At 61.9% G+C, this 23,925-nt stretch carries 18 protein-coding genes and 1 pseudogene; 9 read left to right on the top strand and 10 right to left on the bottom strand.

What is annotated here, in order from left to right; all coding sequences use genetic code 11:
* Window positions 1–23: 23 nt before the first annotated feature.
* Window positions 24–1,199 carry an MFS transporter gene (locus FXV83_RS07370; protein WP_148738531.1) on the top strand — a complete coding sequence of 392 codons (1,176 nt, stop codon included), beginning with the start codon at window positions 24–26 and terminating at the stop codon, window positions 1,197–1,199.
* Window positions 1,200–1,367: 168 nt separating this feature from the next.
* Window positions 1,368–4,211 (top strand): ATP-binding protein, encoded by a 2,844-nt coding sequence (locus FXV83_RS07365; RefSeq protein WP_148738530.1) that lies wholly within the window; start codon window positions 1,368–1,370, stop codon window positions 4,209–4,211.
* Between the two features lie 121 nt (window positions 4,212–4,332).
* On the opposite strand, the gene msrA is transcribed toward FXV83_RS07365, so the two are convergent.
* The 6 genes from msrA to FXV83_RS07335 all read right to left on the bottom strand — a co-directional run bounded on the left by msrA (window position 4,333) and on the right by FXV83_RS07335 (window position 9,527).
* Window positions 4,333–4,848: a peptide-methionine (S)-S-oxide reductase MsrA gene (gene msrA, locus FXV83_RS07360; RefSeq protein WP_148738529.1), complete on the bottom strand. Its 516-nt coding sequence runs from the start codon at window positions 4,846–4,848 to the stop codon at window positions 4,333–4,335.
* Window positions 4,849–5,028: 180 nt separating this feature from the next.
* Complete coding sequence (locus tag FXV83_RS07355) at window positions 5,029–5,451, bottom strand: OsmC family protein (protein WP_148738528.1); 423 nt, start codon at window positions 5,449–5,451, stop codon at window positions 5,029–5,031.
* Between the two features lie 104 nt (window positions 5,452–5,555).
* Window positions 5,556–6,404, bottom strand: a complete 849-nt coding sequence (locus FXV83_RS07350) for an enoyl-CoA hydratase/isomerase family protein (RefSeq protein WP_148738527.1) — start codon at window positions 6,402–6,404, stop codon at window positions 5,556–5,558.
* Between the two features lie 59 nt (window positions 6,405–6,463).
* Window positions 6,464–7,777 carry an epoxide hydrolase family protein gene (locus FXV83_RS07345; protein ID WP_148738526.1) on the bottom strand — a complete coding sequence of 438 codons (1,314 nt, stop codon included), beginning with the start codon at window positions 7,775–7,777 and terminating at the stop codon, window positions 6,464–6,466.
* A gap of 323 nt (window positions 7,778–8,100) precedes the next feature.
* Entirely contained in the window at window positions 8,101–8,787 is a 687-nt protein-coding gene (locus FXV83_RS07340; RefSeq protein WP_148738525.1) for a VOC family protein, read from the bottom strand.
* A gap of 68 nt (window positions 8,788–8,855) precedes the next feature.
* A complete protein-coding gene (locus FXV83_RS07335) occupies window positions 8,856–9,527 on the bottom strand; it encodes a sensor histidine kinase (RefSeq protein WP_148738524.1) in 672 nt (223 codons plus the stop codon).
* A gap of 342 nt (window positions 9,528–9,869) precedes the next feature.
* Between FXV83_RS07335 and FXV83_RS07330 the strand changes: the two genes are divergently transcribed.
* The 6 genes and pseudogenes from FXV83_RS07330 to tnpC all read left to right on the top strand — a co-directional run bounded on the left by FXV83_RS07330 (window position 9,870) and on the right by tnpC (window position 17,636).
* Window positions 9,870–12,713, top strand: coding sequence for an ATP-binding protein (locus FXV83_RS07330; protein WP_148738523.1), 2,844 nt, complete (start codon window positions 9,870–9,872; stop codon window positions 12,711–12,713).
* Between the two features lie 118 nt (window positions 12,714–12,831).
* Window positions 12,832–13,539, top strand: coding sequence for a hypothetical protein (locus tag FXV83_RS07325; RefSeq protein ID WP_148738522.1), 708 nt, complete (start codon window positions 12,832–12,834; stop codon window positions 13,537–13,539).
* 220 nt (window positions 13,540–13,759) lie between these two features.
* The gene (locus FXV83_RS07320) at window positions 13,760–14,812 is read left to right on the top strand and encodes an alpha/beta fold hydrolase (protein ID WP_148738521.1); all 1,053 of its coding nucleotides are present in this window, start codon (window positions 13,760–13,762) and stop codon (window positions 14,810–14,812) included.
* 472 nt (window positions 14,813–15,284) lie between these two features.
* Complete coding sequence (tnpA, locus tag FXV83_RS07310; RefSeq protein ID WP_235939335.1) at window positions 15,285–15,677, top strand: IS66-like element accessory protein TnpA; 393 nt, start codon at window positions 15,285–15,287, stop codon at window positions 15,675–15,677.
* Entirely contained in the window at window positions 15,658–16,011 is a 354-nt protein-coding gene (gene tnpB / locus FXV83_RS07305) for an IS66 family insertion sequence element accessory protein TnpB (RefSeq protein ID WP_148738520.1), read from the top strand. Before tnpA ends, tnpB begins: the two co-directional genes overlap by 20 nt.
* A 52-nt stretch (window positions 16,012–16,063) precedes the next feature.
* Window positions 16,064–17,636 (top strand): annotated as a pseudogene (gene tnpC, locus FXV83_RS07300) (IS66 family transposase).
* 130 nt (window positions 17,637–17,766) lie between these two features.
* Here the strand turns inward: tnpC and FXV83_RS07295 are convergent.
* The 3 genes from FXV83_RS07295 to FXV83_RS42510 all read right to left on the bottom strand — a co-directional run bounded on the left by FXV83_RS07295 (window position 17,767) and on the right by FXV83_RS42510 (window position 19,956).
* A complete protein-coding gene (locus FXV83_RS07295; protein WP_148738519.1) occupies window positions 17,767–17,976 on the bottom strand; it encodes a PRC-barrel domain-containing protein in 210 nt (69 codons plus the stop codon).
* Between the two features lie 42 nt (window positions 17,977–18,018).
* Window positions 18,019–18,219 (bottom strand): hypothetical protein, encoded by a 201-nt coding sequence (locus FXV83_RS07290; protein WP_148738518.1) that lies wholly within the window; start codon window positions 18,217–18,219, stop codon window positions 18,019–18,021.
* A 1,512-nt stretch (window positions 18,220–19,731) separates the two neighbouring features.
* Complete coding sequence (locus tag FXV83_RS42510) at window positions 19,732–19,956, bottom strand: hypothetical protein (RefSeq protein ID WP_187435731.1); 225 nt, start codon at window positions 19,954–19,956, stop codon at window positions 19,732–19,734.
* A gap of 398 nt (window positions 19,957–20,354) precedes the next feature.
* On the opposite strand from FXV83_RS42510, the gene FXV83_RS07275 reads away from it, so the two are divergent.
* Window positions 20,355–22,475 (top strand): MASE1 domain-containing protein, encoded by a 2,121-nt coding sequence (locus tag FXV83_RS07275; protein WP_187435730.1) that lies wholly within the window; start codon window positions 20,355–20,357, stop codon window positions 22,473–22,475.
* On the opposite strand, the gene FXV83_RS07270 is transcribed toward FXV83_RS07275, so the two are convergent.
* On the bottom strand, window positions 22,470–23,132 hold the full coding sequence (locus FXV83_RS07270; RefSeq protein WP_148738516.1) for a response regulator transcription factor: 663 nt from the start codon (window positions 23,130–23,132) through the stop codon (window positions 22,470–22,472). The genes FXV83_RS07275 and FXV83_RS07270 overlap by 6 nt on opposite strands.
* Between the last annotated feature and the right edge of the window lie 793 nt (window positions 23,133–23,925).

The raw sequence follows: 23,925 nt of genomic DNA, 5'->3' as shown, positions 1-23,925 counted from the left end.
ACTACCCCTCCCTGGAGTTCCTCATGTCTTCTGCTGACCGGCCGGCGACGCGCCTTGCGACCCGACTCGCCTTCCTGGTCGCGGGCTTCGGCATCGCGTGCTGGGCGCCGCTGGTACCGTTCGCGAAGGCGCGGCTCGCCGTTGACGACGGCATCCTCGGCTTGCTCCTGCTCAGCCTCGGCATCGGCTCGGTCGTCGCGATGCTCTTGACCGGCGTCATGAGCGCACGCTACGGCAGCAAGCCGATTATCATCGCCGGCGGGCTTGGTCTGGCGCTGGTCCTGCCGGTATTGGCAATCGCAAGCTCGCCGGTGACACTGGCACTGGTGCTGCTGGCATTCGGCGCAGCGCTTGGCTCCATCGACGTCGCCATGAACATCCACGCCGTGGAGGTCGAGCGCGCCGCCGGGCGCCCGCTGATGTCCGGCTTTCATGCGCTGTTCAGCATCGGCGGCTTCGCCGGATCCGCCCTGATGACATTATTGCTCTCGCTGCATCTCGGCGCGCTCGCCTGCACGCTGATCTGCTCCGTCCTGATGCTGATCGCCACGCTGATCGCGTGGCCACGCCTGCTTCGCTCGACCAAGGCGCAGCAGGGACTGCTGTTCGTGCTACCGCACGGATCGGTGCTGCTGCTCGCGCTGCTCTGCGCGATCACTTTTCTCGTCGAAGGCGCGATGCTCGATTGGGGCGCACTGCTCGTCATCGGCGCAGGGCTTCTCTCCGAAGCGCAAGGCGGGGCCGGTTACATCGTGTTTTCGATCGCCATGACCGCCGGGCGGCTCGGCGGTGACGCCGTCGTGGCCCGTGTCGGGGATCACGCGACATTATTCTGGGGCAGCCTGCTTGCGATCGTGGGCTTTGCGGTCCTGCTCACCGCCTCCGTCGCCGCGGTCGCCATGAGCGGCTTTCTTCTCATCGGCTTAGGGGCTTCGAACCTCGTGCCGGTGCTATTTCGCCGGGCAGCCACACAGACGGTGATGCCTACAGGTCTCGCCGTCGCGGCCATCACGACCGCCGGCTATGCGGGCATCCTCATCGGCCCCGCCGGCGTCGGTTTCGTCGCTCGGGCGGTCGGGCTGCCGGTAGCGTTCTGGCTCCTGGCGGCACTGATGGGTCTCGTCACGCTTTCAGCGCGCATCGTCGCAGCAAACCCGCGCCAAACGGCCCAGCCCTTCTCGCCGCCACAACGCGACTGACCTAAGCTGCTAGTTTCAAAGCGATATTTCGTGCACGGCGGGACTGAGAATCAAGCGGCCCGGCCGGAAACGCGGAGGCGCCCACTGCTTTCGGCCAGTTTACTCAACGTCTCGATCTGCTAGACCAGATGCAACCAATTTCGACTCCCGTCGAGGGGGCAACGGCGCGTGCCAGATCGTACTGACGAAGACTCGGCCATTTCATTTGGACCATTCCGGCTGCTTCCAAGGTCCCGGCTCCTGGAAAAGGATGGCGCGCCGCTGCATCTCGGCGGCCGCGCGCTGGATATTCTCATCTTCCTCGCCGAGCGCCCCGGTGAAGTCGTCGACAAGCGAGTGCTGGTCAAGCGCATCTGGGCCAACGTCAATGTCGACGAGGGCAGTCTGCGCTTCCACATCGCAGCGCTGCGCAAGGCGCTCGGCGATACCGGCAAAGCTGCCCGTTATGTGGTCAATGTGCCTGGTCGCGGCTATTGCTTCGTCGCCTCCCTCGCGCAAGCTCCCCCGTCGGTCATCCCGCCCGCCGCCGAAATCGTCCGTCCGCGCTCCCTTCCAGCGCCGCTCGCAAAGATGGTCGGACGCGAGGAGGTCGTCGAGAAAATATCGAACGGGCTTTCGCTCCATCGCTTCATGACCGTGGTCGGCCCGGGCGGCATCGGCAAGACCGCGGTCGCAGTGGCCGTCGGGCATCGCCGCTCGGCGGACTTCGGCGGACGCGTCTTCTTTGTCGACTTCGGTCCGCTAAGGGATGCCAGCCTCGTTGCAACCACCATTGCCTCCGCACTGAGATTGACCATCAGCTCGGAGGATTCGATGCCGGGTCTGCTGGCGTTCCTGAAGGCAAGCCCGGTCCTACTGATCCTCGATGGTTGCGAACATGTGCTGGATACATTGGCACCGCTGGTCGAGCGCATCGTTCGCGATGCGCCGCGAGTTCACGTTCTCGCAACCAGCCGCGAGTCGTTCCGGAGCGAAGGGGAGCGGATCTTCCGGCTATTCCCACTGGATTGTCCGCCCGAGCGCGACGGACTGAACGTCGCCGAGGTCCTTGCCTACCCTGCAGCCCAGCTCTTCGTCGAGCGCATTGCGCAGAGCTCAGGTCCATTCCAGCTCAGCCCAGAAGAGGCGCCGCTCGTTGCCAATATTTGCCGGCGCCTCGATGGCATTGCGCTTGCAATCGAGCTTGCGGCGGGCCGCGTCAACGCATACGGCATCGCGGGCACGGCGTCCCTCCTCGACAGCCGCTTTTCACTGCAATGGCGGGGGCGACGCACCGCTGTTCCGCGACACCAGACGCTCGCCGCGGCGCTCGACTGGAGCTACGACCTGCTGTCCGCGGCCGAGAGCGCCACCCTGCGACGTCTGTCGGTCTTCGTCGGGCCGTTTACTCCGGAAGCGGCTGCCGCGGTCGCGTCGGGCGACGGCCTCAGCACATTGCAAACTCTCGAAGCTATCGACAGCCTGGTCACCAAATCGCTGATCTCGCCGTCCGGCTCACGGATGCTGCGCCATCGTCTGCTCGACACCACGCGCACCTATGCGCTCGGCAAGCTGAACGAACTCGGCGAAGCAAGGCAATTCGCGCGGCGCCATGCCGAGCATTTTCGCGACTTCTTCGAGGCGGCGGAATCCGACACATCAGCTCCGCTGCCGGAATGGCTGAGCATCTATGGCTCGGAGCTGGACAACGCGCGTGCGGCGCTGGATTGGGCTTTCGCGCCCGATGGCGACTCTGCGCTGGGTATCGCACTGACGGCGGCGACGGTCACGCTGTGGGTCCGTCTTTCATTGTTCGCCGAATGCCGCGAGCGCGTCAGAATTGCGCTCGCTGCGCTTGGAGACACCGGCGGCGATGACCGTATACGCATGCAGCTCCTCTCCGCACTCGGCTGGTCGCTGATGTACGGCGAGGGGCGCGCACGCGAGGCGCGCCCGATCCTCGAGACGGCCCTCGAATTGGCTGACCGGCTCGACGACAAGGATTTCCGGCTTCGCGCGCTCTGGGGATTGTGCATCGACCAGTTCAACAACGGACAATTCGGCAAGGCACGCGCACTGGCCGATCGCTTTGCAGAGGCCGCGGCGAACTCGTCCGACAAGACCGATCTGATGCTGGCGGATCGGCTGATGGCGGTCGCTCTGCATTATCTCGGAGACCAGACGGACGCGCGGCTGCGTATCGACCGGGTGAACGCATCGTTGCATGCGCTCGTGGAGAAGCCCAAGATCTTCCCGCTCGATCTCAGGATATCGACGCAATATTTCCGGGCCCGCATTCTATGGCTACAAGGCCTGGCCGATCAGGCCCAGGCGCTCGCCGCCAGAAACATCGAGGAAGGCCGCGCCAACGGCCACGCGCTGACCTTCTGCAGCGTGCTGGGGCAAGCCGCCTGCCCGATCGCCTTCCTGGCCGGCGATTTCGACGCCGCGGAACGCCATGGCACCGAGCTGCTCGAGCACACCGAGCGCCACGCAATCCGGCTGTGGGGCCTGTGGGCGCGGGCATTCAACGCGGCGGTCATTGCGAAGCGGGGCGACCTCGCCACGGGCCTGCCACTATTGCGCGAAGAGCTCAATCGCGCCGGCGATGCGCGCTTCCTGCCGCGTTTTCTTCCGCTCCTTGGCGAGCTTGCGGCCTGTTTCGGAGAGGCCGATCAGGCCGAACGTGGCCTTGATATGATCGAGGACGTCTTGGCCCGTTGCAACGACCGTCAAGAGCGCTGGTATCTGCCCGAGCTGATCCGCATCAAGGGAGAGCTGGTGCTCAAGCAGGCGAAGAACCTGCCGGCCGCCGAAAAATGTTTTGGCGAGGCCATGGAGATCGCCACGCAGCAGGGTGCACGGTTCTGGGAGCTCAGATGCGCGATCAGCATCGCTCAGTTTAGAATTGGACAGGGACGGAATGCAGACGCCAGGTCAGTTCTGGAGAACGTCTGCGGGTCATTTGCAGAGGCCTCGGACATTGCCGACATGCGTGTCGCGTACGACCTGATCGCGCAATTGCAGACCTGACGGCGTGGAGCCGGAAACGCCTCAGAGCTATCGGACTCATCGATCAAGACACGCGCTCCTTCGGCGAGATCGTCGCAACGCCGTCCTCAGGCCAGAGCCGGCCATCCGAGTGCGGCGCGCCCTAACCTGCCGCAGCAGCCCCGCGCCGCGGCAGCTTCCAGTTTGGCCGGATGAAGTGGCAGGTGTAGCCATCGGGATAGCGCTCGAGATAATCCTGATGCTCGGGCTCGGCCTCCCAGAATTCGCCGACGGGCGAGACTTCGGTGACCACCTTGCCGGGCCACAGATGCGATGCCTCGACATCGGCGATAACGTCTTGGGCGACCCTCTTCTGTTCGTCTGTGGTGTAGAAGATCGCCGAGCGATAGCTCGTTCCCATGTCGTTGCCCTGGCGATTGAGGGTGGTGGGATCGTGGATCTGGAAGAAGAACTCCAGCATCGTCCGGTAGCCCGTCTTCGCGGGATCGAAGATGATCTCGATCGCTTCTGCGTGGCCTTCGTGATTGCGATAGGTGGCGTTCTTCGCCGTACCGCCGGTGTAGCCGACGCGGGTCGAGATTACGCCGGGCTGCTTGCGGATGAGATCCTGCATGCCCCAGAAGCAACCTCCAGCCAAAACTGCACGCTCTGTTGTCATGTGTCAGCTCCCAATGGATCGGCCTGTCCGTTCAGCACCGGTCGCACCACAAGCTCTGCGCCGCGCGGCGTGAGCCGGCCAAGTTTGGATGTCCATCCGGTCCTCTCGAAGTGACGATGACGCCTCGAAGATTCAGCTTCCTCGACCAGGACCGGATGGGCACGATATTGCAAGCTCGCATTAGATAAGCTTGGCGTCGAGCGTGATCTCAGCATTGAGCACTTTCGACACCGGACAGTTCTTCTCGGCCTCACCGGCGATGCGGGCGAAACCGGCATCGTCGAGGTTCGGCACCTTGGCGCGCAAGGTCAGCGCAGACTTGCTGATCTTGAACCCCTTGCCTTCGGGCTCGAGGCTGACCGCCGCTTCCGTGGAGAGCTCGGTCGGTGTGAAGCCGGCCAGCTGAAGGCCGAAGGCCAGCGCCATGGTGAAGCAGCCGGCGTGCGCCGCCGCGATCAATTCTTCGGGATTCGTCCCCTTCTCGTTCTCGAAGCGGGTCTTGAATGAATAGGGCGTTTCCGCGAGCACACCGGATTCACTTGACAATTGGCCGCTGCCATCGCGGCCGGTGCCCTTCCATACTGCCTTCGCCTTGCGGATCATCTCACTTCTCCTTGTTTATTCTCGGCACCGGCGCTCCGGTGGAAGGCGGCTTCGGCGTTACCACCTGTCGCCTTTTCAACCGGTCGAGCACCGCAGCGGTTCCGTCAGGTGCCGATCTGTCCGACGTGGAAGCCAAGCCGGTTCTCGACGTCACCGGCGCGGTGGAAGCCTTGCGACATCAGCGCCCTGATCCTGGTCTGGCTTGCTGGACGGCCGAGCGAGGCCAGGAATGCGTCCCATTCCGGCTTGATCTCGACGTCCGGCGGCAGGCTCGCGACGTCGACGAGGCGCTTGGTCTCGGCAATGGCATCCTTATCGAACGAGGCAATGCGCATGGCGAGCGCCTCGACGAAGCCGTCGAGGTCGGCATCCGGCAACGAACGGTTGACGTAGCCATAGCGCTCGGCGAGGTCACCATGGATGTCGTCGGCACCGAGCAGCACCTCCAGCGCGCGGCCGCGGCCCATCAGGCGCGGCAACCGCGCCATCGGTCCGCCGCCGGGCACGAGGCCCGCGCCGACTTCCCATTGCGACAGGATCGCCTTCTCGCGGCTGGCAAAGCGCATGTCGCTTGCGAGCGCGAGCTCGCTGCCGACGCCGGTCGCGCGGCCCCGGATCGAGGCAATGGACACCACAGGTGCGCGGCTGAGACGCACCAGCATGTCGGGCAGCGCCTGAAGGCCTGTCGGCCCGGGCGGGACGCTCTGGGAATCCTCCAGCGGCGCGAGAAAGTCATAATGCGTGATGAAGAAACCCTCGACGGCGCTGTCGAACACGACAACCTTCACCTCAGGGTCGGTCTCGATCGCGGTGATGATGTGGTTGAGCATGGGAAGGTGCCTGGGCCCGAAGATATTCACCGGGGGCATGTCGAAGGTGACCCGCCAGTATGATGGCAGGCGGCGCTCAAGCCGGATCTCTTCGGTCGTGAAGTTGCGCTCGGGGCGATTCATGGTTTTGCTCCTGATGTGTGTGAAGGAGGGGACGCGCGGAGGGCGCGTCCCTGCGGGCCTCAGATCGACTGCCGCAGCGGCCGGAACGCGGTGCGCATTTCGGCAGAGAACAGCGCGGGCTGCTCCCAGGCGGCGAAGTGGCCGCCCTTGTCGAGACGGTTGTAGTGGATCAGCTTCGGATAGGCCTTCTCGGCCCAGCTGCGCGGCGCGGCGTATATCTCGTCCGGGAAGACGCTGACAGCGACCGGGATCTTGACGTGCTTGGGCTCGAAGAACACCAGCTTGTTTTCCCAGTAAAGCCGCGCCGACGACACCGCTGTATTGGTGAACCAATAGAGTGTGATGTTGTCGATGACGTCGTCCCGCGACAGGCCTTCGGTCCTGCCGTCGAACACCCGCGCGATCATCGCGGCACTGCGCGCATCGTGATCGAGCATCCAGGATGCAAGACCCGCCGGCGAATCCACCAGGCCATAGAGCGTCTGCGGCCGGTTCGACATCTCGATCGCGTAGCCGAGACCATGCTTGTAGAAATCGTCGAGCTGATCGTAGGCGTAGCGCTCGTCGACCGAGAGGCCTGCCGGCGGCGAGCCGCCGGGCTGGAGCGCCTTGGCGATGTCATCGGGAACGGTGGCGGGCATGTTGGTGTGAATCCCGAGCAGCTCCGGCGGCGCCAGCAGCGCCATCTGCTCGGTGACGGCATTGCCCCAGTCGCCGCCCTGCGCCACGTAACGGCTGTAGCCGAGGCGCTTCATCAGCACGATCCAGGCACGCGCGATGCGCTGCGGATCCCATCCGAGCGCCGTCGGCTTGCCGGAAAAGCCATGACCTGGCAGCGATGGGATCACCAGATCGAACGCGTCCGCCGCTTTGGCACGATGCGCCATCGGATCGGTGAGCGGGCCGACGATCTTGATCTGCTCGATGATCGAGCCCGGCCAGCCATGCGTGACGATCATCGGCAGCGCATTCTCGTGGCGAGACTTCACGTGAATGAAGTGGATGTCGACGCCGTCGATCTCGGTGACGAATTGCGGCAAGGCGTTCAGCCGCGCCTCCATCTTGCGCCAGTCATAGTCGGTCTGCCAATAGCGCACGAGCTGCTGCACCGTCGTCAATTGCACGCCCTGCGATTGGTCGGCGACGATCTCGCGATCCGGCCACCGGGTCGCCGCCAGACGCCGGCGCAGATCGTCCAGATCCTCTTCGGGCACGTTGACGTTGAACGGGCGGATCGCTCCGCCTGCGGCCCCCTTGGCCGGATGCAGCGGCAGCAGGCTCGCAACGCTGGCGGCGACCGCACCCATTGCGGCCTGGCTCAGCAGTTGACGGCGATCGGGGTTGAGGATGTCGGTACGCGCTTGCGTCGGCATGTGGATCTCCCTGGCTTTTGTCGGTGACGTTGACCGAATTCGAAATCGACATCTCGGTTCGTCCTGCAAAGACATTGGCGCAGGCGTCTTCAATTTGCTCGTTATGGATTGTTAGAGTGCGTTAGCCGTTGCGAGTCCGCGCGATCTGGAGGAGCGATCGATGAAGTGCGCTACAGGCAGTGCAAATGCAACGCGGCGCGCGACGAGTAAACCATCGCGCGCCGCGTTGTCTAATCAGGGGCCGTACACACCGCGAGAGTTATAGGCGCCGCGACCAGACGCGACCAGAGAGGCCGTGGCACGTCGGGCGAATCCGCTTCCAGCTATGGCAGCGGCTGTCCAGCCTGCTCGCGCACCATGTATGCGGCGTACCAATCGGCCCAGTTCTCGTCGTGCGCGCCGGTGCGCTTCTCATGTTCACCATGCGCCACCGCTGCGCGGCGCAGTGCCGCGGCCAGTTCGGTCTGCGAAGCGAACGCCGTACCGTCCCCCTCGATGCGCCCGGGCAGTCGCGCAGTAACCTCCTGGAGCAGCCAGCCGTTGCCATCGGGATCGCTGAATGCGGCAAACGAGCTGTAGCTACCGTGTTCCGGGTCAACACCGCTGACCCGAACGCGACCGAACAGATACGGCTCGTCCGGCCCCGCGTGAATATCGCCGGCACCGTGGAATGGTTCGCTCACCTTAATACCCCGACCGAGAATTTCTTTTCGTGCCGCCTCCAGATCGGAGACGATCAGGTACAAGCCTTGCGCCGAACCAGGCGCCGCGCCGGTGACATTCTTGCCGAATATCACCGAACAGGCCGAGCCTGGCGGCGTGAACTGGATGACGCGCCAATCGTCCCCCGAGGCAAAATCGGCGTCCAGCCTCCAACCGAGGCGCGTGTAAAACGCCTTGGCACAGTCGACATCGGACACGGGGATGACGACGATCTCCAGCTTCAAATCAGCCCCGCGAGCCTTCGTGGGCTTGGCGGCGGCTTCGCGATCTGTCTCGATGACTGTCATGTCGAACTCCCTGTTTCGGTTGGCGTCTGTTAGTTGTTGCGAGCGAGCAGAGCAGAGCTCGGCCGTCCTCAGGCGGCTGCGGCCGGCATCACGATAGTCACGCGCGTGCCGCCCTCCCCCGCCTCGCCGTTGATCCGGGCGCGGACGCTGCGTGCGAGCCCTTCGAGGATCCGGCTACCGGTGCCCTGAAGCGGGCCGGTCGCACCGATCCCGTTGTCGGCCACCGTGCACAGCCAGGCGCCGTCGCGGTTGGCCATTTCGATGCGGATCAGTGCGTTCTTCTTGTTGGGGAAGGCGTGTTTTGCCGCATTCGTGATCAATTCCGTCAGCATCAGCGCGAGCCGGTGGCATTGCGATGCCGGCAGCGTACCGCTTTCGATCGCAGCCTCGCAGCGGATGCCCGCTGGTTCCAGCACAGCCTCCGAGACAGCTCCGCACAGGTTCTCGAAAAAGGCCGCAACGGAGACTGTCGAATGATCATCGTCACTCGACAAAAGTTGATAGAGCCTGCCAAAGGCGACGACGCGCCGCTCGAACCGGTCTACCGCAAGTGACATGTCCCTGGTGCCGGCCCGCGTGAAGTCGCGGCGAACTGACGCACCCAGCAGTGTCAGCGTGTTCTTCATCCGGTGGTGGGATTCACGCAACACGAGCTCCCAGTCCCGCGACTGATCGTCAAGCTTGGTGACATATTGAGATCGGGCGACATTGTCGTGCGACCGAGAACCGAGCGCGGGCATGATAGCCTCCCCCGTTGAAAGTAGGATCTAACTCCAAGGCCATATTGGAGGAGAGCTCCGACTTACGCTCGTTAGGCGTTGCAAGATTCTGTTATGATCGATGGCAGGCGAGGATTGCACGGCAAACGCCGTTTTGGCCGTCAGAGGCTTCGCCGCGTCTTCCCGATTGCCGCATAAGCCGTTCGCGTTTAAGCGAAATTTGCGACATCTAATCTTTGTACCTTTGGCTTATCTCGGTCCCGTTGCCTGATTTCGCCGTTTTCGGCCCGTTTACTCAAGGCCTCATTCGGGTAGATCAGACGAGCCGACAGCAGCACTACCTTTTCCCTGGAATCATGGCCCATGCCAGACACTAACGACCAGGACTCGGCGATTGCCTTCGGGGCCTTCCGGCTGTTTCCCAAGTCGCGGCTGTTGGAGAAGGATGGCGCTCCGCTTCACCTCGGCGGTCGCGCGCTCGACATCCTGATGTTTCTCGCCGAACGACCGGGCGAGGTCGTTGACAAGCGGGAGCTGATCAAGCGCGTCTGGGGCGAGGTCAATGTCGACGAAGGCAGCCTGCGCTTCCACATCACGACGCTACGCAAGGCTTTAGGCGATTCCGGCGAAGGCGCCCGCTATGTCGTCAACGTCCCCGGACGCGGCTATTGTTTCGCAGCCCCCCTGCTCCGGGCCGCAGCTCCGGAGACCCGGTCGAGCCTGCCGGTCTCCTCGCCGCGCTCGCTCCCCTCACCCCTTGCGAGGATGATCGGGCGAGACGATGCGGTCGAGAAGATTTCTGCCGAGCTTTCCCTGCATCGCTTCGTCACCATCGTCGGTCCGGGGGGTATCGGCAAAACCTCCGTCGCGCTCGCCGTCGCGCACGGCCAGCTTGCGGGCTTCGATGGCCAGGTGAGCTTCGTCGATCTCGGCGCGCTGACGGATGCCAGGCTCGTTCCCGGCACCATTGCCGCCGCGCTTGGCCTGACCGTCAATTCCGAGGACCCGATACCAGGCCTGCTGACATTCCTGCGCAGCCGGCGGATGCTGCTGGTTTTCGACAGCTGCGAACACATCCTCGACGAGCTCGCGCCGCTGGCCGAGCGCATCGTGCAGGAGGCGCCCGAGCTGCATATTCTTGCCACCAGCCGCGAGTCCTTTCGCACCGAAGGTGAGCGCGTCCATCGGCTGTTTCCGCTCGATTGCCCGCCCGAGCGCGACGGACTGAGCATGGCCGACATTCTCGCCTATCCAGCAAGCCAGCTGTTCGTCGAACGCATCGGCGAGAGCCTGAGTGAATTCGAGCTGAGCGAGGACGACGCACCACTCGTGGCCGAGATCTGCCGGCGGCTGGACGGCATTGCGCTCGCGATCGAGCTGGCTGCCGGACGCGTCAATGCTTATGGAATCGCCGGCACAGCCTCGCTGCTCGACAGCCGCTTCTCACTGCTATGGCGGGGGCGGCGGACCGCGATCCCGCGGCACCAGACCCTGAGCGCGGCGCTTGCCTGGAGCTACGACCTGCTGCCGGCAGCCGAAAGCGCCACGCTGCGCGGATTGTCGGTGTTCGCCGGCCCCTTCACGCTGGAGGCCGCTCTTGCCGTCGCCTCCTCCCAAGGCATCAGCGAATCCGAAGCGGTCGAGGCCATCTCGAACCTGCTCTCGAAATCCCTGATTGCGACCTTCCCCGCCGAACGGCGGCTGCGATATCGCCTGCTCGACACCACCCGCGCCTTTGTGGCGGACAAGCTGATCGAGAACGGGGAAGCTGCTCGGGTCGCGCGCGCCCACGCCGAATATTTCCGCGACGTCCTGCGCGATATTGCCCTCAAATCGATGGGCATGCAGAGCGCGGGCGGCTTTCTTCCCTACGCCGACCACCTGCCCAATGTCCGCGCCGCATTGACCTGGAGTTTTTCCGAGGGCGGCGACCGGGCGGTCGGCGTGGATCTGGCGGCGTCGGCGGCGCAGTTCTTCCTCGAGCTGACGTTGCTGACGGAGTGCTACCGTTGGACGCAGCAGGCACTGACAGTTGTCGATATGGCTTCCGTCGACAGCCGCCAGGAGATGACGTTGCAGGCCGCTCTCGGCGTCTCCGTGATGTTCACGCAGGGCAATACCGAAGCAGTTCGCTCGGCGTTCACGCGAAGCCTTCAACTCGCCCGGGAGCTCGAGGACCTGCACTGGCAGCTGTGGCTGCTGCGCGGATTGCACATCTACCTGACCAGGGTGGGAGATTTTCACGGCGCGCTCGGAACCGGCGAACAGGGCCAAAGTGTTGCGCGGAAGCTGAACGATCCCGCCAGCACGCTAAACGTGGAATGGATGCTGGGCGTGGCGCATCACCTGATCGGCAACCAGGACAAGGCCGTGCAGTTCTGCGAGAGCGCGATGGTGCTCAATCCCGGCTCGCAGCGGCAGAATATCGGCCATCTCGGCTATGACGACCGTATCGTCGCGCTGGTGGCGCTGGCGCGGGGGCTCTGGCTCACCGGCCGGCCCGATCGCGCGATCGAAGCGGCCAGATACACCGTTCGCGAGGCCGAGCAGCTCGAGCAGCCGCTCACGCTCGGCATTGCCCTGATCTGGACGATCTACGTTTTTCTCTGGGTCGGTGACTGGGCCAACGCCGAAATCATGATCGAACGGCTGATCAATCATGCCGAGCGGCACTTCCTCGGCCCCTATCACGCGGTCGGAATCGGCCAGAAGGGCGAGCTTCTGCTGCGCCGCGGGGATGTCGCCGGCGGCATCGAACACCTTCGCCGCAGCCAGGCGACGCTGTACGCGACGCGGCACCGGATCATGACGACGGTGTTTGCGACCGCGCTGGCGGAGGGTCTCGCGTCCCAGAACGAATCCGACGAGGCCCTGCGCACCATCGACGACGCCATCGCCCAGATCGGCGATCACGGCGAATCCTTCGACATGCCGGAGATGCTCCGGGTCAAGGGGGACATCCTCGCGGGGGCAGGCGACGCCGTGGCGGCCGAGGACTATCTTCAGAAATCGCTGGTCCTGTCACGCCGGCAATGTGCGCTGGGTTGGGAGTTGCGGGGGGCCATCAGCCTCGCCCGCGTCTGGCGGCGTACCGGACGGACGGGCGATGCGCGCACCCTGCTCGCGCCGATCGTGGCGCGGTATCAGGAAGGCATCTCGACCCGTGATCTGGTCGCCGCCAACGGGATCCTCAGCGCTCTGAATTGAGAGCATCTTCAACGGGATACCGCCAAATCAGGCGCTTGCAACTCCTAACAACTTCTAACACGCCAAGCCGCACCCGCCCCGCCATGGTGGTTACACTTCACGGTGGATGCGGCGAAACATGGCACTTCTTGACGACGTGATCGAGGCCAGCGGCGGTTTGGCCCGCTGGAACAATTTGAGCCGGTTCACGCTGCATCTTTCCGTTGGGGGGACACTGTTCTCCGGCGCCGGACATGCCCGTGAATTCAAGGATGTGACCGCGGAGGGATCGACGCGGACGCAATCAGTCCGCTTCACCGGCATTACTGGGGGAGAACAGTCCGGCTCGTTTCAGCCGGACACGATCACGATCGAGAGCCTGGAAGGCGAGGTGCTGCGATCCTGGCGCAACCCGGACCTCGGATTCGCCGAGGCCGATGCACACAGTCTGGCCGACGAGCTGCAACTCGTCTTCTTCTGTGGCGTCGCCATCTGGAGCTATCTGACCAGTCCATTTCTCCTCGCCCATCCCGATGTCGTGATTGAGGAACTGTCGCCCTGGCGTGAAAACACCGAGACCTGGCGGCGCCTGCGAGCACAATTTCCGCAGAACCTCATCACGCTCGCGCGCGAGCAGATCTTCTATTTCGACGAGCGCGCCCTGCAGCGGCGGACGGATCACGAACTCTTTGGAATGAAGGTCGCACATTCATCCTGGGCCCATGACAGCTTCGGCGGCATCGTGGTGCCGACGCTTCGGCGTACACAGACTCTGCGGCCTGATGGAACCGTGATCGCCAAGCCCGTGCTGGTCGATGTCGAGATCTTCGACGCCGTCTTCGAGTAGAGGCGACGACTCGCGGGGCGCTCGCAACGTCTAACACCAGATAACGAGCCAACGACGCCACTTGGGTGCAGGTTGGTCTTGCGAGCGGCGAACCAACGCACGAGCTCGCTGTGGGCGACTGACGATGTTCTGGGCGCGATCGCTCGCCGGCCGCTTCGCGCTGGATGAAGCCACCGACGAGATCGCGACGCTGGACCGGGATTAACGATAGGAGGCACAGATGTCCGACAACATCAACCATGAACGACGCCGCTTCTTCGGCAGCGCGGCCATGACGCTGGCGGCGGCCCAGCTTTCGCTCGGCGCAACTGCCGCAGCCGAGACGGCCCAGCCGGCGAAGTCTGCGAACGCCATCAAGCCTGGCACCAACGCGTCGTTCGCGTCCCTGAAGCAGATCGACGCCGGATTGCTCAACGTGGGCTACGCCGAGGTCGGTCCCGCGAGCGGTCCACCCGTGATCCTGCTGCACGGCTGGCCGTACGACATCTACAGTTTCGTCGATGTCGCGCCGCGGCTCGCCGCGGCCGGTCATCGCGTGATCGTGCCTTATCTGCGCGGCTACGGCACCACGCGTTTCCTGTCCGATGCGACGATGCGGAACGGGCAGCCATCGGCGATCGCGGCCGACACCGTCGCGCTGATGGATGCGCTGGGGATCGACAAGGCCACGATTGCCGGCTTCGACTGGGGTGCGCGGACCGCTAACATCATCGCGGCGCTCTGGCCGGAGCGCGTCAAGGCGATGGTCTCGGTGAGCGGCTATCTGATCGGCAGCCAGCAGGCCGGCAAGATGCCTCTGCCGCCGAAGGCCGAACTGCAATGGTGGTATCAGTTCTACTTCGCCACCGAGCGCGGCCGTGAGGGCTACGACAAATATCGCCGCGATTTCTCCAAGCTGATCTGGCAGCTCGCCTCGCCGCGATGGCATTTCGACGACGCCACCTTTGACCGCAGCGCCAAGGCCTTCGACAATCCGGACCATGTCGCGATCGTGATCCACAATTATCGCTGGAGGCTCGGCCTCGCCGAGGGCGAAGCGAAATACGACGACCTTGAGCAGCGGCTTGCGCAGGCGCCCGTCATCTCCGTGCCCACCATCACGATGGAGGGCGACGCCAACGGGGCGCCGCATCCGGAGCCGTCCGCCTACGCCAAGAAGTTCTCGGGCCGATACTCGCACAGGACCATCGACGGCGGCATCGGGCACAATCTACCGCAGGAGGCGCCGAAGGCATTTGCCGATGCGATCCTGGACGTGGCGGCTTCGAGCTAGCTAGCGCCACGCAGACAAGCCCGGCGGGCCGATCGGTCCGTCGGGCTTTTGCTTCCGCCCGATCAGCCAGCCTGCCCATCCAGCATGAGCCGCGCCGCCTTGAGGTCGGCGGTCTCGAATCCCTCGGAGAACTGCGGGTTTTTTCGCAAGCTCGTCAAGTTCATTTCCAGCGCCTTGCCCACGACGAAGCCGCGCCAGCGACATCTCCGTTCGCAACCGCCAGGACAATGCGCCCTGCTGGTCGGCCAGCGCGATCGACGCGAGGGTGACGGTGATAGAGTGGCGCTCGTAGTCTCCACATCGTCATTGCGAGCGCGGCGAAGCAATCCAGTCTGTCGCCGCGGAGAGACTCTGGATTGCTTCGCAGCGCTCGCAATGACGGAGCAAGGAGCGGCACTGCAATCCTCCAACTCTTATTTGCACTTGCAGACACACGTTCGCGTTCTCGCGGCGCGTTTCGCCCGAGCTTTGCTTGGTCGCTTCGCCCTGCCTTGAACCTGGGGTTTCGGTATCGAGGCTTGCGCTCGAACATGGGGTCAATGCGAACCTTCTTCGGAAGTGGATCAAGAAGTGGACGGCGACCAGGTCGCTGCCGCCGTCTTCACCACCGGCGTTCATCCCGGTTCAGCTTGAGAGGACTGCCGATCGGGCCCTGTCGCGGCAGAGCAGCGTGGCGACGGTGGATTTGCCGGCGACTTGCGATGAAGTGCGTGGTTCGGAATCCAAAAGGACTGCAGCTTTTTGCTCTCCGGCCAAAGTGAGCGCGTCCCTGCCGAATGGCGTGAAGCTCGCGCTGGAATGCGGCGATGTAGATGCATTGACGGCGATCATCGGAGCACTGAGCCATGTTCAGACTGGGCGGTGACCTGCAAGTCTATCTGCACCGTGGGCCGATCGACTTCCGGGCTGGCATCAACAGCCTTGCGGTTCTGGTCCAGGAGACGATGGCGCTCGATCCGTTTGCTCCGGCGGTTTTTGCGTTCTGCAATCGCCGTTGCGACCGGATAAAGCTGCTGTTCTTCGATCGGTCCGGCTTCGTGCTGGTCCTGAAGCGGCTGACCGAGGACAAGTTCCGATGGCCGCGCCGCCAAGAGGCGGTCGTCACGCTTACGACCGAGCAATTGCACTGGATCCTCGACGGCATCGATATCGATGCGATGGTCCGCCATCCGTTGCGGCAATATCAGGTTGCCGGCTGAGCTCTCGAGTTGAGCGGTTGACGCGTCGGTACGGTTCAGATTCAAGAATCCGATGAATCGAACCGGCAAACCGAGTGTTGAAGTGCTTTTGGCGCGGATTGCCGCGCTGCAGGCGGAGAAACCTTCAGCTCGCCGAACGCGTCGTCAAACTCGAGGAAGAACTGGCGCTGGCACGCCTGCATCGTTTTGCGCCACGCAGCGAAAAGCACGTCGATCGTCTCTTCAATGAAGCTGAGCAGGTCGCGGACGAAGATGACACCGGCAGTGATACGGACAATATCGCCGAACTTCCGGACACAGGTTTGCCACCCGTCGAAAGTACGACAGGAAAAAAGCGCGGGCGCAGACCGCTGCCGGCAAGCCTGCCGCGCGAGCGCGTCGAGTATGACCTGCCCGACGATCAGAAGGCCTGTCCGTGTTGCCGTGGCCAGATGCATCGCATGGGCGAGGCCGTTACCGAGCAACTTCATATCGAGGTGAAGGCGAAGGTCTTACAGAATGTGCGCTTCAAATATGGGTGCCGCCATTGCGATCGCACCGGGATCAACGCACCTGTCGTGACGGCGCCGATGCCGACGCAGCCCTTGCCGGGCAGCGTTGCCACAGCCTCAACGCTGGCGTTCGCGCTGGTTCATAAGTATGTCGATGGCACGCCGCTCTACCGCCTGGCGCAGGCATTCGAACGCGCCGGTGTTGCTGTCAGCCGCGGCGCTCTGGGCCACTGGGTGATCGGCTCAAGCGAGAAGCATCTCTCGCGCATCTATGACGCCCTGAAGCTGCGGCTCAGATCGCAGCCCCTCATCCATGGCGACGAGACGACGGTTCAGGTCCTCAAGGAAAAGGACAGAGAGGCCACCAGCACATCGTATATGTGGGCCTATCGCAGCGGCGAGGACAGCGACCAGCCCATCGTGCTTCTCGATTATCAGCCAGGCCGTGGCCAAATCCACCCGCAGGCCTTTCTCGGCGATTACCGTGGCATCGTGATGAGTGACGGCTATACGGCCTGGCGCACGCTGGAAGGGGCAACCCACATTGGATGCATGGCCCACTCCAGGCGACGCTTTGTCGATGCCCTCAAGGCGAGGAAGAAAGGCGGCGGTCCGCCCGAGCAGACGCTGCGGTTCTTCGAACAGCTTTACCGGGTTGAAAGGCAGGCGCGGGACGAAAAACCAGACAGAGGCGAAACGCCAGATCAATGCATTCGCCGCTTCCGCCAGCAACACAGCATTCCCGTCCTGAACGCCCTCAAGGAATGGCTCGATCAAATCGCCCCGAAGGTCTTGCCGGACAGCAAGCTTGGCGACGCCATATCCTACACCCGAAACCAATGGGAATATCTGACGCGCTACGCCGAGGACGGCAGGATGCCGATCGACAACAATCTCCTGGAGCGTGATATCAGAATCTTTGCCACTGGCAGAAAGAGCTGGCTGTTCAGCGACACCGTCGAGGGCGCCAGGGCCAGCGCCGTCGTCTACAGCCTGATGCTGACCTGCCGCGCCTCACGCGTCGAGCCGTTAGCCTGGTTGCGCCTCGTCCTCACCGAATTGCCTCAGCGCGCGGGCGACGCCGATATCACCGACCTGCTGCCCTTCAACTTCCCCAAAACCGCCACTGCCTGAACAGGCCAGACGCCCCCCCGATACGAAGGCCATCCGTCAAAAGCGCAGGCGTCAACGTGCGGGGAAAATCGCGCTTACTTTCATCCTGCTCGGAATGTTCTGAAAGAGCGCGCGCCGCGGATGCGAAGGTCTAGTTCTCCGCGAACTTGATGGTTGAGACCGGCCATCTTCCATCATGACCTTTGATCGAAATCCGGAGCCCGTGCAATTCATCCAGCCAAACGTTCTCCACCGTGCCTGCCTTTCCGTCGGTAAGGACGACGGCTTTGCCGATCAATTCGGATTGCGCCTCACCGTACTCACTCAAAATCCTTGATGCGCGAAGCTTCACCGGTGGCATCGCTCGTCCATGTTCGGCCGAGCCGTCTGCGGCTCATGCGGCTCAACCGCGCGGCTTGTTCCAGCGCTTGGCCGCTGGAATGATCGGAGGTGGCTGCTCCTCCAATTTCCGGAGCCGATCGATTTGCATTCTAAGCTTCGCCGGTAGTTCCGGTTCTGGTTTCAGCGACGCGCCCAGTCTCTTGCCAATCACTCGAATGATTGCCCGGCAGTGGACGTGGTCGATGTCGATGCGGTTGCGCATGACGGAGCCTCCGGTTCGGTAAGACAACGCCACCGGCAGGCCGACAGCAGCCCAGTACGCTCCCCCCGCAAACGATCGGGGCGCGGCTGGCGATTAAGTGTAATCCGAGACCGCCGCTTTTGGCTATCTGGCGCGAGCGCTTGTAGAGAAAAGCGGGTCGGCGACCTTTGGCTATCCGCGACATGCGCCGTGTTAATTACCGGCGAGCGACGGTCTCATGCTTTTAAAGCCTCGTAGGCGAACTTCGTTCCTGATTTCTGATCGCGACGGCGATGTTCCATTCGGAAGGCCAGTCGTGGGCGCTATGGCGGCAACTTCCGATGCGGGCGAAGACATCGAGCCGCGCGGCGTTCGGGAACCATTTCTTAGACTGCCCGGTTAGTTTCTGGGGCGATGAGGGAGCCATCGCCATGAGGACCGAATATATCGCCGCGATTGTGATGGCTGTTCTTGCCGCCGGTAGTGGGCTGGCAGTCAATTCTGTCGGGTCGCGGCCTTCCGAAAAGCAGTCCACGCCGGCCGTCGTGCAACTGGTGGACCGATTAGCTGGGTCCGTGGATCCATTTCTTCGGTCTGGTGGCTAAACAGCTGGCGCAACTCAAACGCATTGATGCGTGCCTAGAATTGGCCCGAGGGTTGAATGCGGCCGTCGTGCACCGGCTCGATGCTGCGATCGCGACAACAGCGCCCGCCGCACTCTGAGCGCGCCATTCAATCGCAGATCGTTGTCTCAGCTTCGAGCGACGAGGGGCCGGTGCACGTTGATGGGCGGAAGCAATGGGAGACTTTGAGGTGTCCGATCGACGATGGTGGCCCTCCCGATCAGATCAGCGGCTAGGGCGGTGAACGCCGACGAAATGAGCATCGGAGCGGTGATGACCTTCACTCCGTGGGGTCTCCACAGGGAGGTTGGCTAACAGGCGTTAACCGGATTTGCGCTGGTCAGTTTACCTTGTTGAAGGTTCGAACCGCTAGTCGGCGTCCGTGAATACCAAGAGCAGCTTCTCGCGACATACAGGGATCGTCTAGCCCGCATCGAACGCGGCGAAGTCTCGTATAGCGCAGAGGAGCAAGCGGTCGAAATCCAGCGCATAAAGGCGGCGATTAAACTCATTAAGCAAGACTTGGAAGGCAGACACTGAGCCGACCGCGCGAGGAGGTGTCGGGATCATTTGCAGGCTGCTTAGCGCAAGCATACGCGCCGGAATGACAGGCCGCGATCGAAGCGTTGATGTTGGTGGTTCATGTGGATGGCTCGAGGACATTCGCGCACATCGGCATGGCTGCGAGCTTTGATCGCGCAATTGATCTCGATGCCTTTAGCGTCTCAGTCGGCGTTGCACCCAATTGTGCTTGCAGCCAGTAGTGTGTGATTTCGCGCTGTGGTTGGATTTTTGGCTTGGCGGCAGCAGCCTTGAGTTGTTTGACGAAGTATTGCCGAAACAGACGGCTGCTATATTACATTGTAGGTAACGAGCCCTGCTCCTTTCTTACAGCGGCAAGCAAGTGAGCCTATCGCCCTTTGAGCGTCTCGAATTGGCGCAGCCTGTGAATGGGCTCACATCCGACAGCCACCGACAGGGCTAAGCTCATCCGAAATTTCGTGGTGGAAATATCTTTTACAGTGATAGTCAAACGACGGGGGCAACGATGCCCGCCATATTCGACCTGCTCTATCGAGAATACTGCCGCGCCCGCCTCGCTGAAATGCGGAAGCAGCTTCTGATCGCGGGTCAAAGTCCTGAAATCCTACAAGCGGACTGCGATGCCGCCGACGCTGCCGATCGGAGTTGCATTGACAAGCAGCACGAGATCGGTCACGGGCCACCGAATTGAAGCGGCCACAAGACAAGGGGCTCTCGAAGAATGTCTTATTCAGCGGGGAGATTTAGGGCTTCACCTATGGTGCGGGTGCACGCGGATCGTGCTGCATTCATCCGGCAGCGATCAGGATGGCATCGTGCTGTTGCCAGAGCTTGATGCTGAACTGGCGCAAAGAATGGCCGCTACTGCGTAACAAGCAACGGCCCACAAATGCCGCGCGCCCCTTTTGCCCAGCGATCTCTGATCTTTGTCAAGGAGACCAAAAGGTCAGTCATGGTGGACGATCTAACTGCCTAGTCTAGGCGTCGACGATGTCCGATCCACGATCATTAACGCCGGAGATAAAGTTCCGCCGAGGCATTGGCCAAGCCGGTGGTCTGGTCGCAATTGGCGTGATCTATTTCGCCCTGGCAAAAGGCGGCCTTGCTCTCGCCTCTATTCATCCCAGTGCAACGCCAATTTGGCCACCGACGGGGGTCGCGCTGGCGGCGGTGCTGTTGTGGGGATATCGGACTTGGCCCGCAATTTTCACGGCGGCGGTGATCGCCAATGCGACGACCGCCGGCTCCGTTGCCACCGCAATTGCGATTGCGACCGGCAACTCTCTTGAAGCGGTTGTTGGCGCGTACCTGATCAAGCGATGGTCGGGCGGATGCAATACGTTTTCGACGCCAAATTCTGTCGCGAAGTTTGCTCTGATTTGCTTCGTGATCGCGACACCGATCAGCGCCAGCCTCGGACTGACCAGCCTGGCAATCGCCGGGTACATCGAACCGACCAATTTCGCAAACGCCTGGGTCACATGGTGGCTGGGAGATGTGACCGGCGCGCTGGTCATTGTCCCCGTTATCGTGCTTTGGGCATCAAGCCACTATCACGCTTTCAACCGCAATGAATTTTTGGAGACGGTCGGCGTCCTCGCAACCGCGGCGGCTGTTGGACTCATTGCTTTCAGCCCCCTGATCGAGCAAACGCCGAGTCGAGATCCACTGGGTTTTCTTGCGATCCTACCAATGTTGTGGGCGGCGCTGCGCCGCGGTCCACGTGACACCGCAACGGTTGCGCTGGTGCTTGCGGGCATGACGATTTGGGGGACGCTCACGGGCGGCGGTCCCTTTACGACCGCGGATCTCAACGCTTCATTCCTACTGGTGCTGATGTTCCTGATCAGTATTACCGTTCCAAGCTTGTTACTGAGCGCCGACGTTGAGGTGCGCAAGAAAGCGGAGGAACGTCTGCGCCGCGCGCAGATCGACCTCGAACGGAAGGTCGCAGAGCGTACGCAACAGCTGGAGCTCGCCAATGCAGCAAAATCGCGCTTTTTTGCCATGGCGAGCCATGATTTGCGGCAGCCACTACATGCACTAGGCCTGTTCGTTGCACAGCTGCGCACGCCGCTCAAATCGGGTGAAAGGACAAAGACGATCGAGCAGATCGATGCAACGCGCAAAGAAATGGATGAAATGTTCAACTCGCTCCTGGATATTTCCAGGCTCGATGCCGGGATCCTTACCCCCAAAATTACCGAATTCCCGATCGCACGTCTGTTGCAAACAATTGAGACGAGGTTTGATCGAGCAACGCGAGAAAAAGGCTTGCGCCTACGCGTTAGGCGAAGTGACGCCTGGGTGCGGAGCGACGCCATGCTGCTCGAACGCATACTGCTCAATCTGGTATCCAATGCTGTGCGCTATACATTGCGGGGCGGGGTCATCGTCGGATGTTGTCGGCGCGGTGAAATGTTGCGTATCGAAGTATGGGATAGCGGTCCCGGCATTCCTGAGGATCAGAAGCAGAATATCTTTGGCGAGTTTTTTCGACTTCCTGCCCCAGAACCGAACCGGTACGGCGGCCTGGGGCTTGGCCTGGCTATTGTCGACAGGCTCCGCCTACTTCTCAACCATCAAATCGACTTAGCTTCGACTGTGGGCCGAGGTTCGCGATTCGCGATCCTGGTTCCGATGGTAGATGAATGCGCCACGTCCACCGAGCCCGTCGACTTACCTCGCCCTGCGGCCTTTGCGGTCGAAGGCAGGGTAGTTCTTGTTATTGCCGATGCGCCAATGGTGCTGGAAGGAACAGCCGGATTGCTAGGCAACTGGGGATACTCCGTCCTTACCGCCGGGTCCGACGAAGCTGCACTTGTCCGACTTGCTGAGCACCAACAACGCCCCGACCTTATAATCTCGGATTATCATCTTGCGAGCGGAACGACCGGGATCAGGGCGATCGAACTAATTAATGCGGCGTTGGGCTCATCAATTCCAGCCATTCTTATCAGCGGCGATACGGCACCTGAACCATTACGTGATGCTAACGATAGAGGATACATTTTGCTGCACAAGCCGGTCGACCCAATGCGGCTCCGCGCTGTCATGCACGAGTTATTTAGGGATCATGACAACAGGAGAGACACCGGGGCGGCTTTATGATTCAGATTTCGGCGGCAACTCCCAGCCCATTTTTCCGACTTTTATTACTGCTTCGGTGCGGCTAGTTACGTTGAGCGCCTTGAGAACGACCGTGATGTGGTTCTTCACTGTCGGCACTGCCATATTCAGGATATTGGCAATGGACTTGTTGCTTTTTCCCTTCATCAGGAGCCCAAGCACTTCAATCTGCCGATCGGTCAATCCGAGACTCTTGGGAGAGTCGCGCGGCGCTGGCTTAGTTGTAAGATGTGGAGATGTTGTTTCCTCCAGAATTTCCGAGGGAATGTAAATACCGCCGGAGAACACTAACTTGATGGCGTTGAGCATGACCTCACGTTCGGTAGTTTTCGGGATGAAACCCAGAGCGCCAAGTTCGAAAGCGCGCTTGACTGTGTCTTGATCATCCGAGGACGAAAGAATGATGATCGCAACGGTCGGATAGCGGTCTCGCAGTTCGCGGAGGACAGAGAAGCCATCTCGATCAGGCAAATTGATATCCAGCAAAATGAGGCTGATGTCGGGATGTTCCTCGACTATGTGCATTGCCTGACGGCTGTTCGAAGCTTCAAATACGACCACTTCTCGCTTCAGTTGTTTCAGGACAGCGTGCAGCGCCTCTCGAATTAACGCATGATCGTCGACAATAAGAACCTTCATAAAAAGCTCTCCGTCATCCCATTGCACGGAGATCCAATTAAAAGAAAATCATACACCCACTCTCGGGTCTTTTGGCGAGGAAGAGGCTTGCGGAAGACTGGCTCCCGAAACCGTCCATCCTCCATCCTTGGCCCAACCAGCGGTTCACCGGCAGGCACTCAAGGTAGGAGCCGAATGCCGTTCCGTGCTGTAATTGTAATCACCTCACGGCAGTACACCGAAAAAGCGAACGCGGACCACGAGAGCCGCGGGGCTCAGAGTCTCCTTCGACTATGCGCAATGGTGAAATGTCCGTGATGTGGCGGACGGATGTCCGAGACCTGTACGGTACCTTGATCATAGGACCTAGGAACCTCTCTGTGTGGACATCCGGCTGATTGACGCGCTGTGCCGTTGAACGATGATCGTCAACGGACCGCCTTACGCGCTAGGAGGTTCTATCAAGAACCGCCATATATAATCGTTATCGCAATAGCTTTCGTGGCCGGCGTGAAGCAGCTCTGGACTGCGGCGATTGTCACGATCCGGCAGTGCGGCGGCGATGTTTTTATCAAATTCGGTCCCGACAACCAAGTTTGAGCTGGTCATCAATCTCAAGACATCCAAGGCGCTCGGCGTTGACATTCCGCCCACGCTGCCCGCCTCGTGCCGGCGAGGTGATCGAATAAAGATGCTGTTTGCTCCGGTGCGCGAATCCGTCTGCGGCGCTGATCCAGTGTCAGCAGTCGCGCACGCCTTCGGGCCACCAGCGAAAAATGTGGGTCAGGATGCGAATTAGTCCTCCGTGAAGAAT

This window comes from Bradyrhizobium hipponense (assembly GCF_008123965.1).
Classification (GTDB): Bacteria; Pseudomonadota; Alphaproteobacteria; order Rhizobiales; family Xanthobacteraceae; genus Bradyrhizobium; species Bradyrhizobium hipponense.
This window is presented reverse-complemented; position numbering and strand designations above follow the sequence as displayed.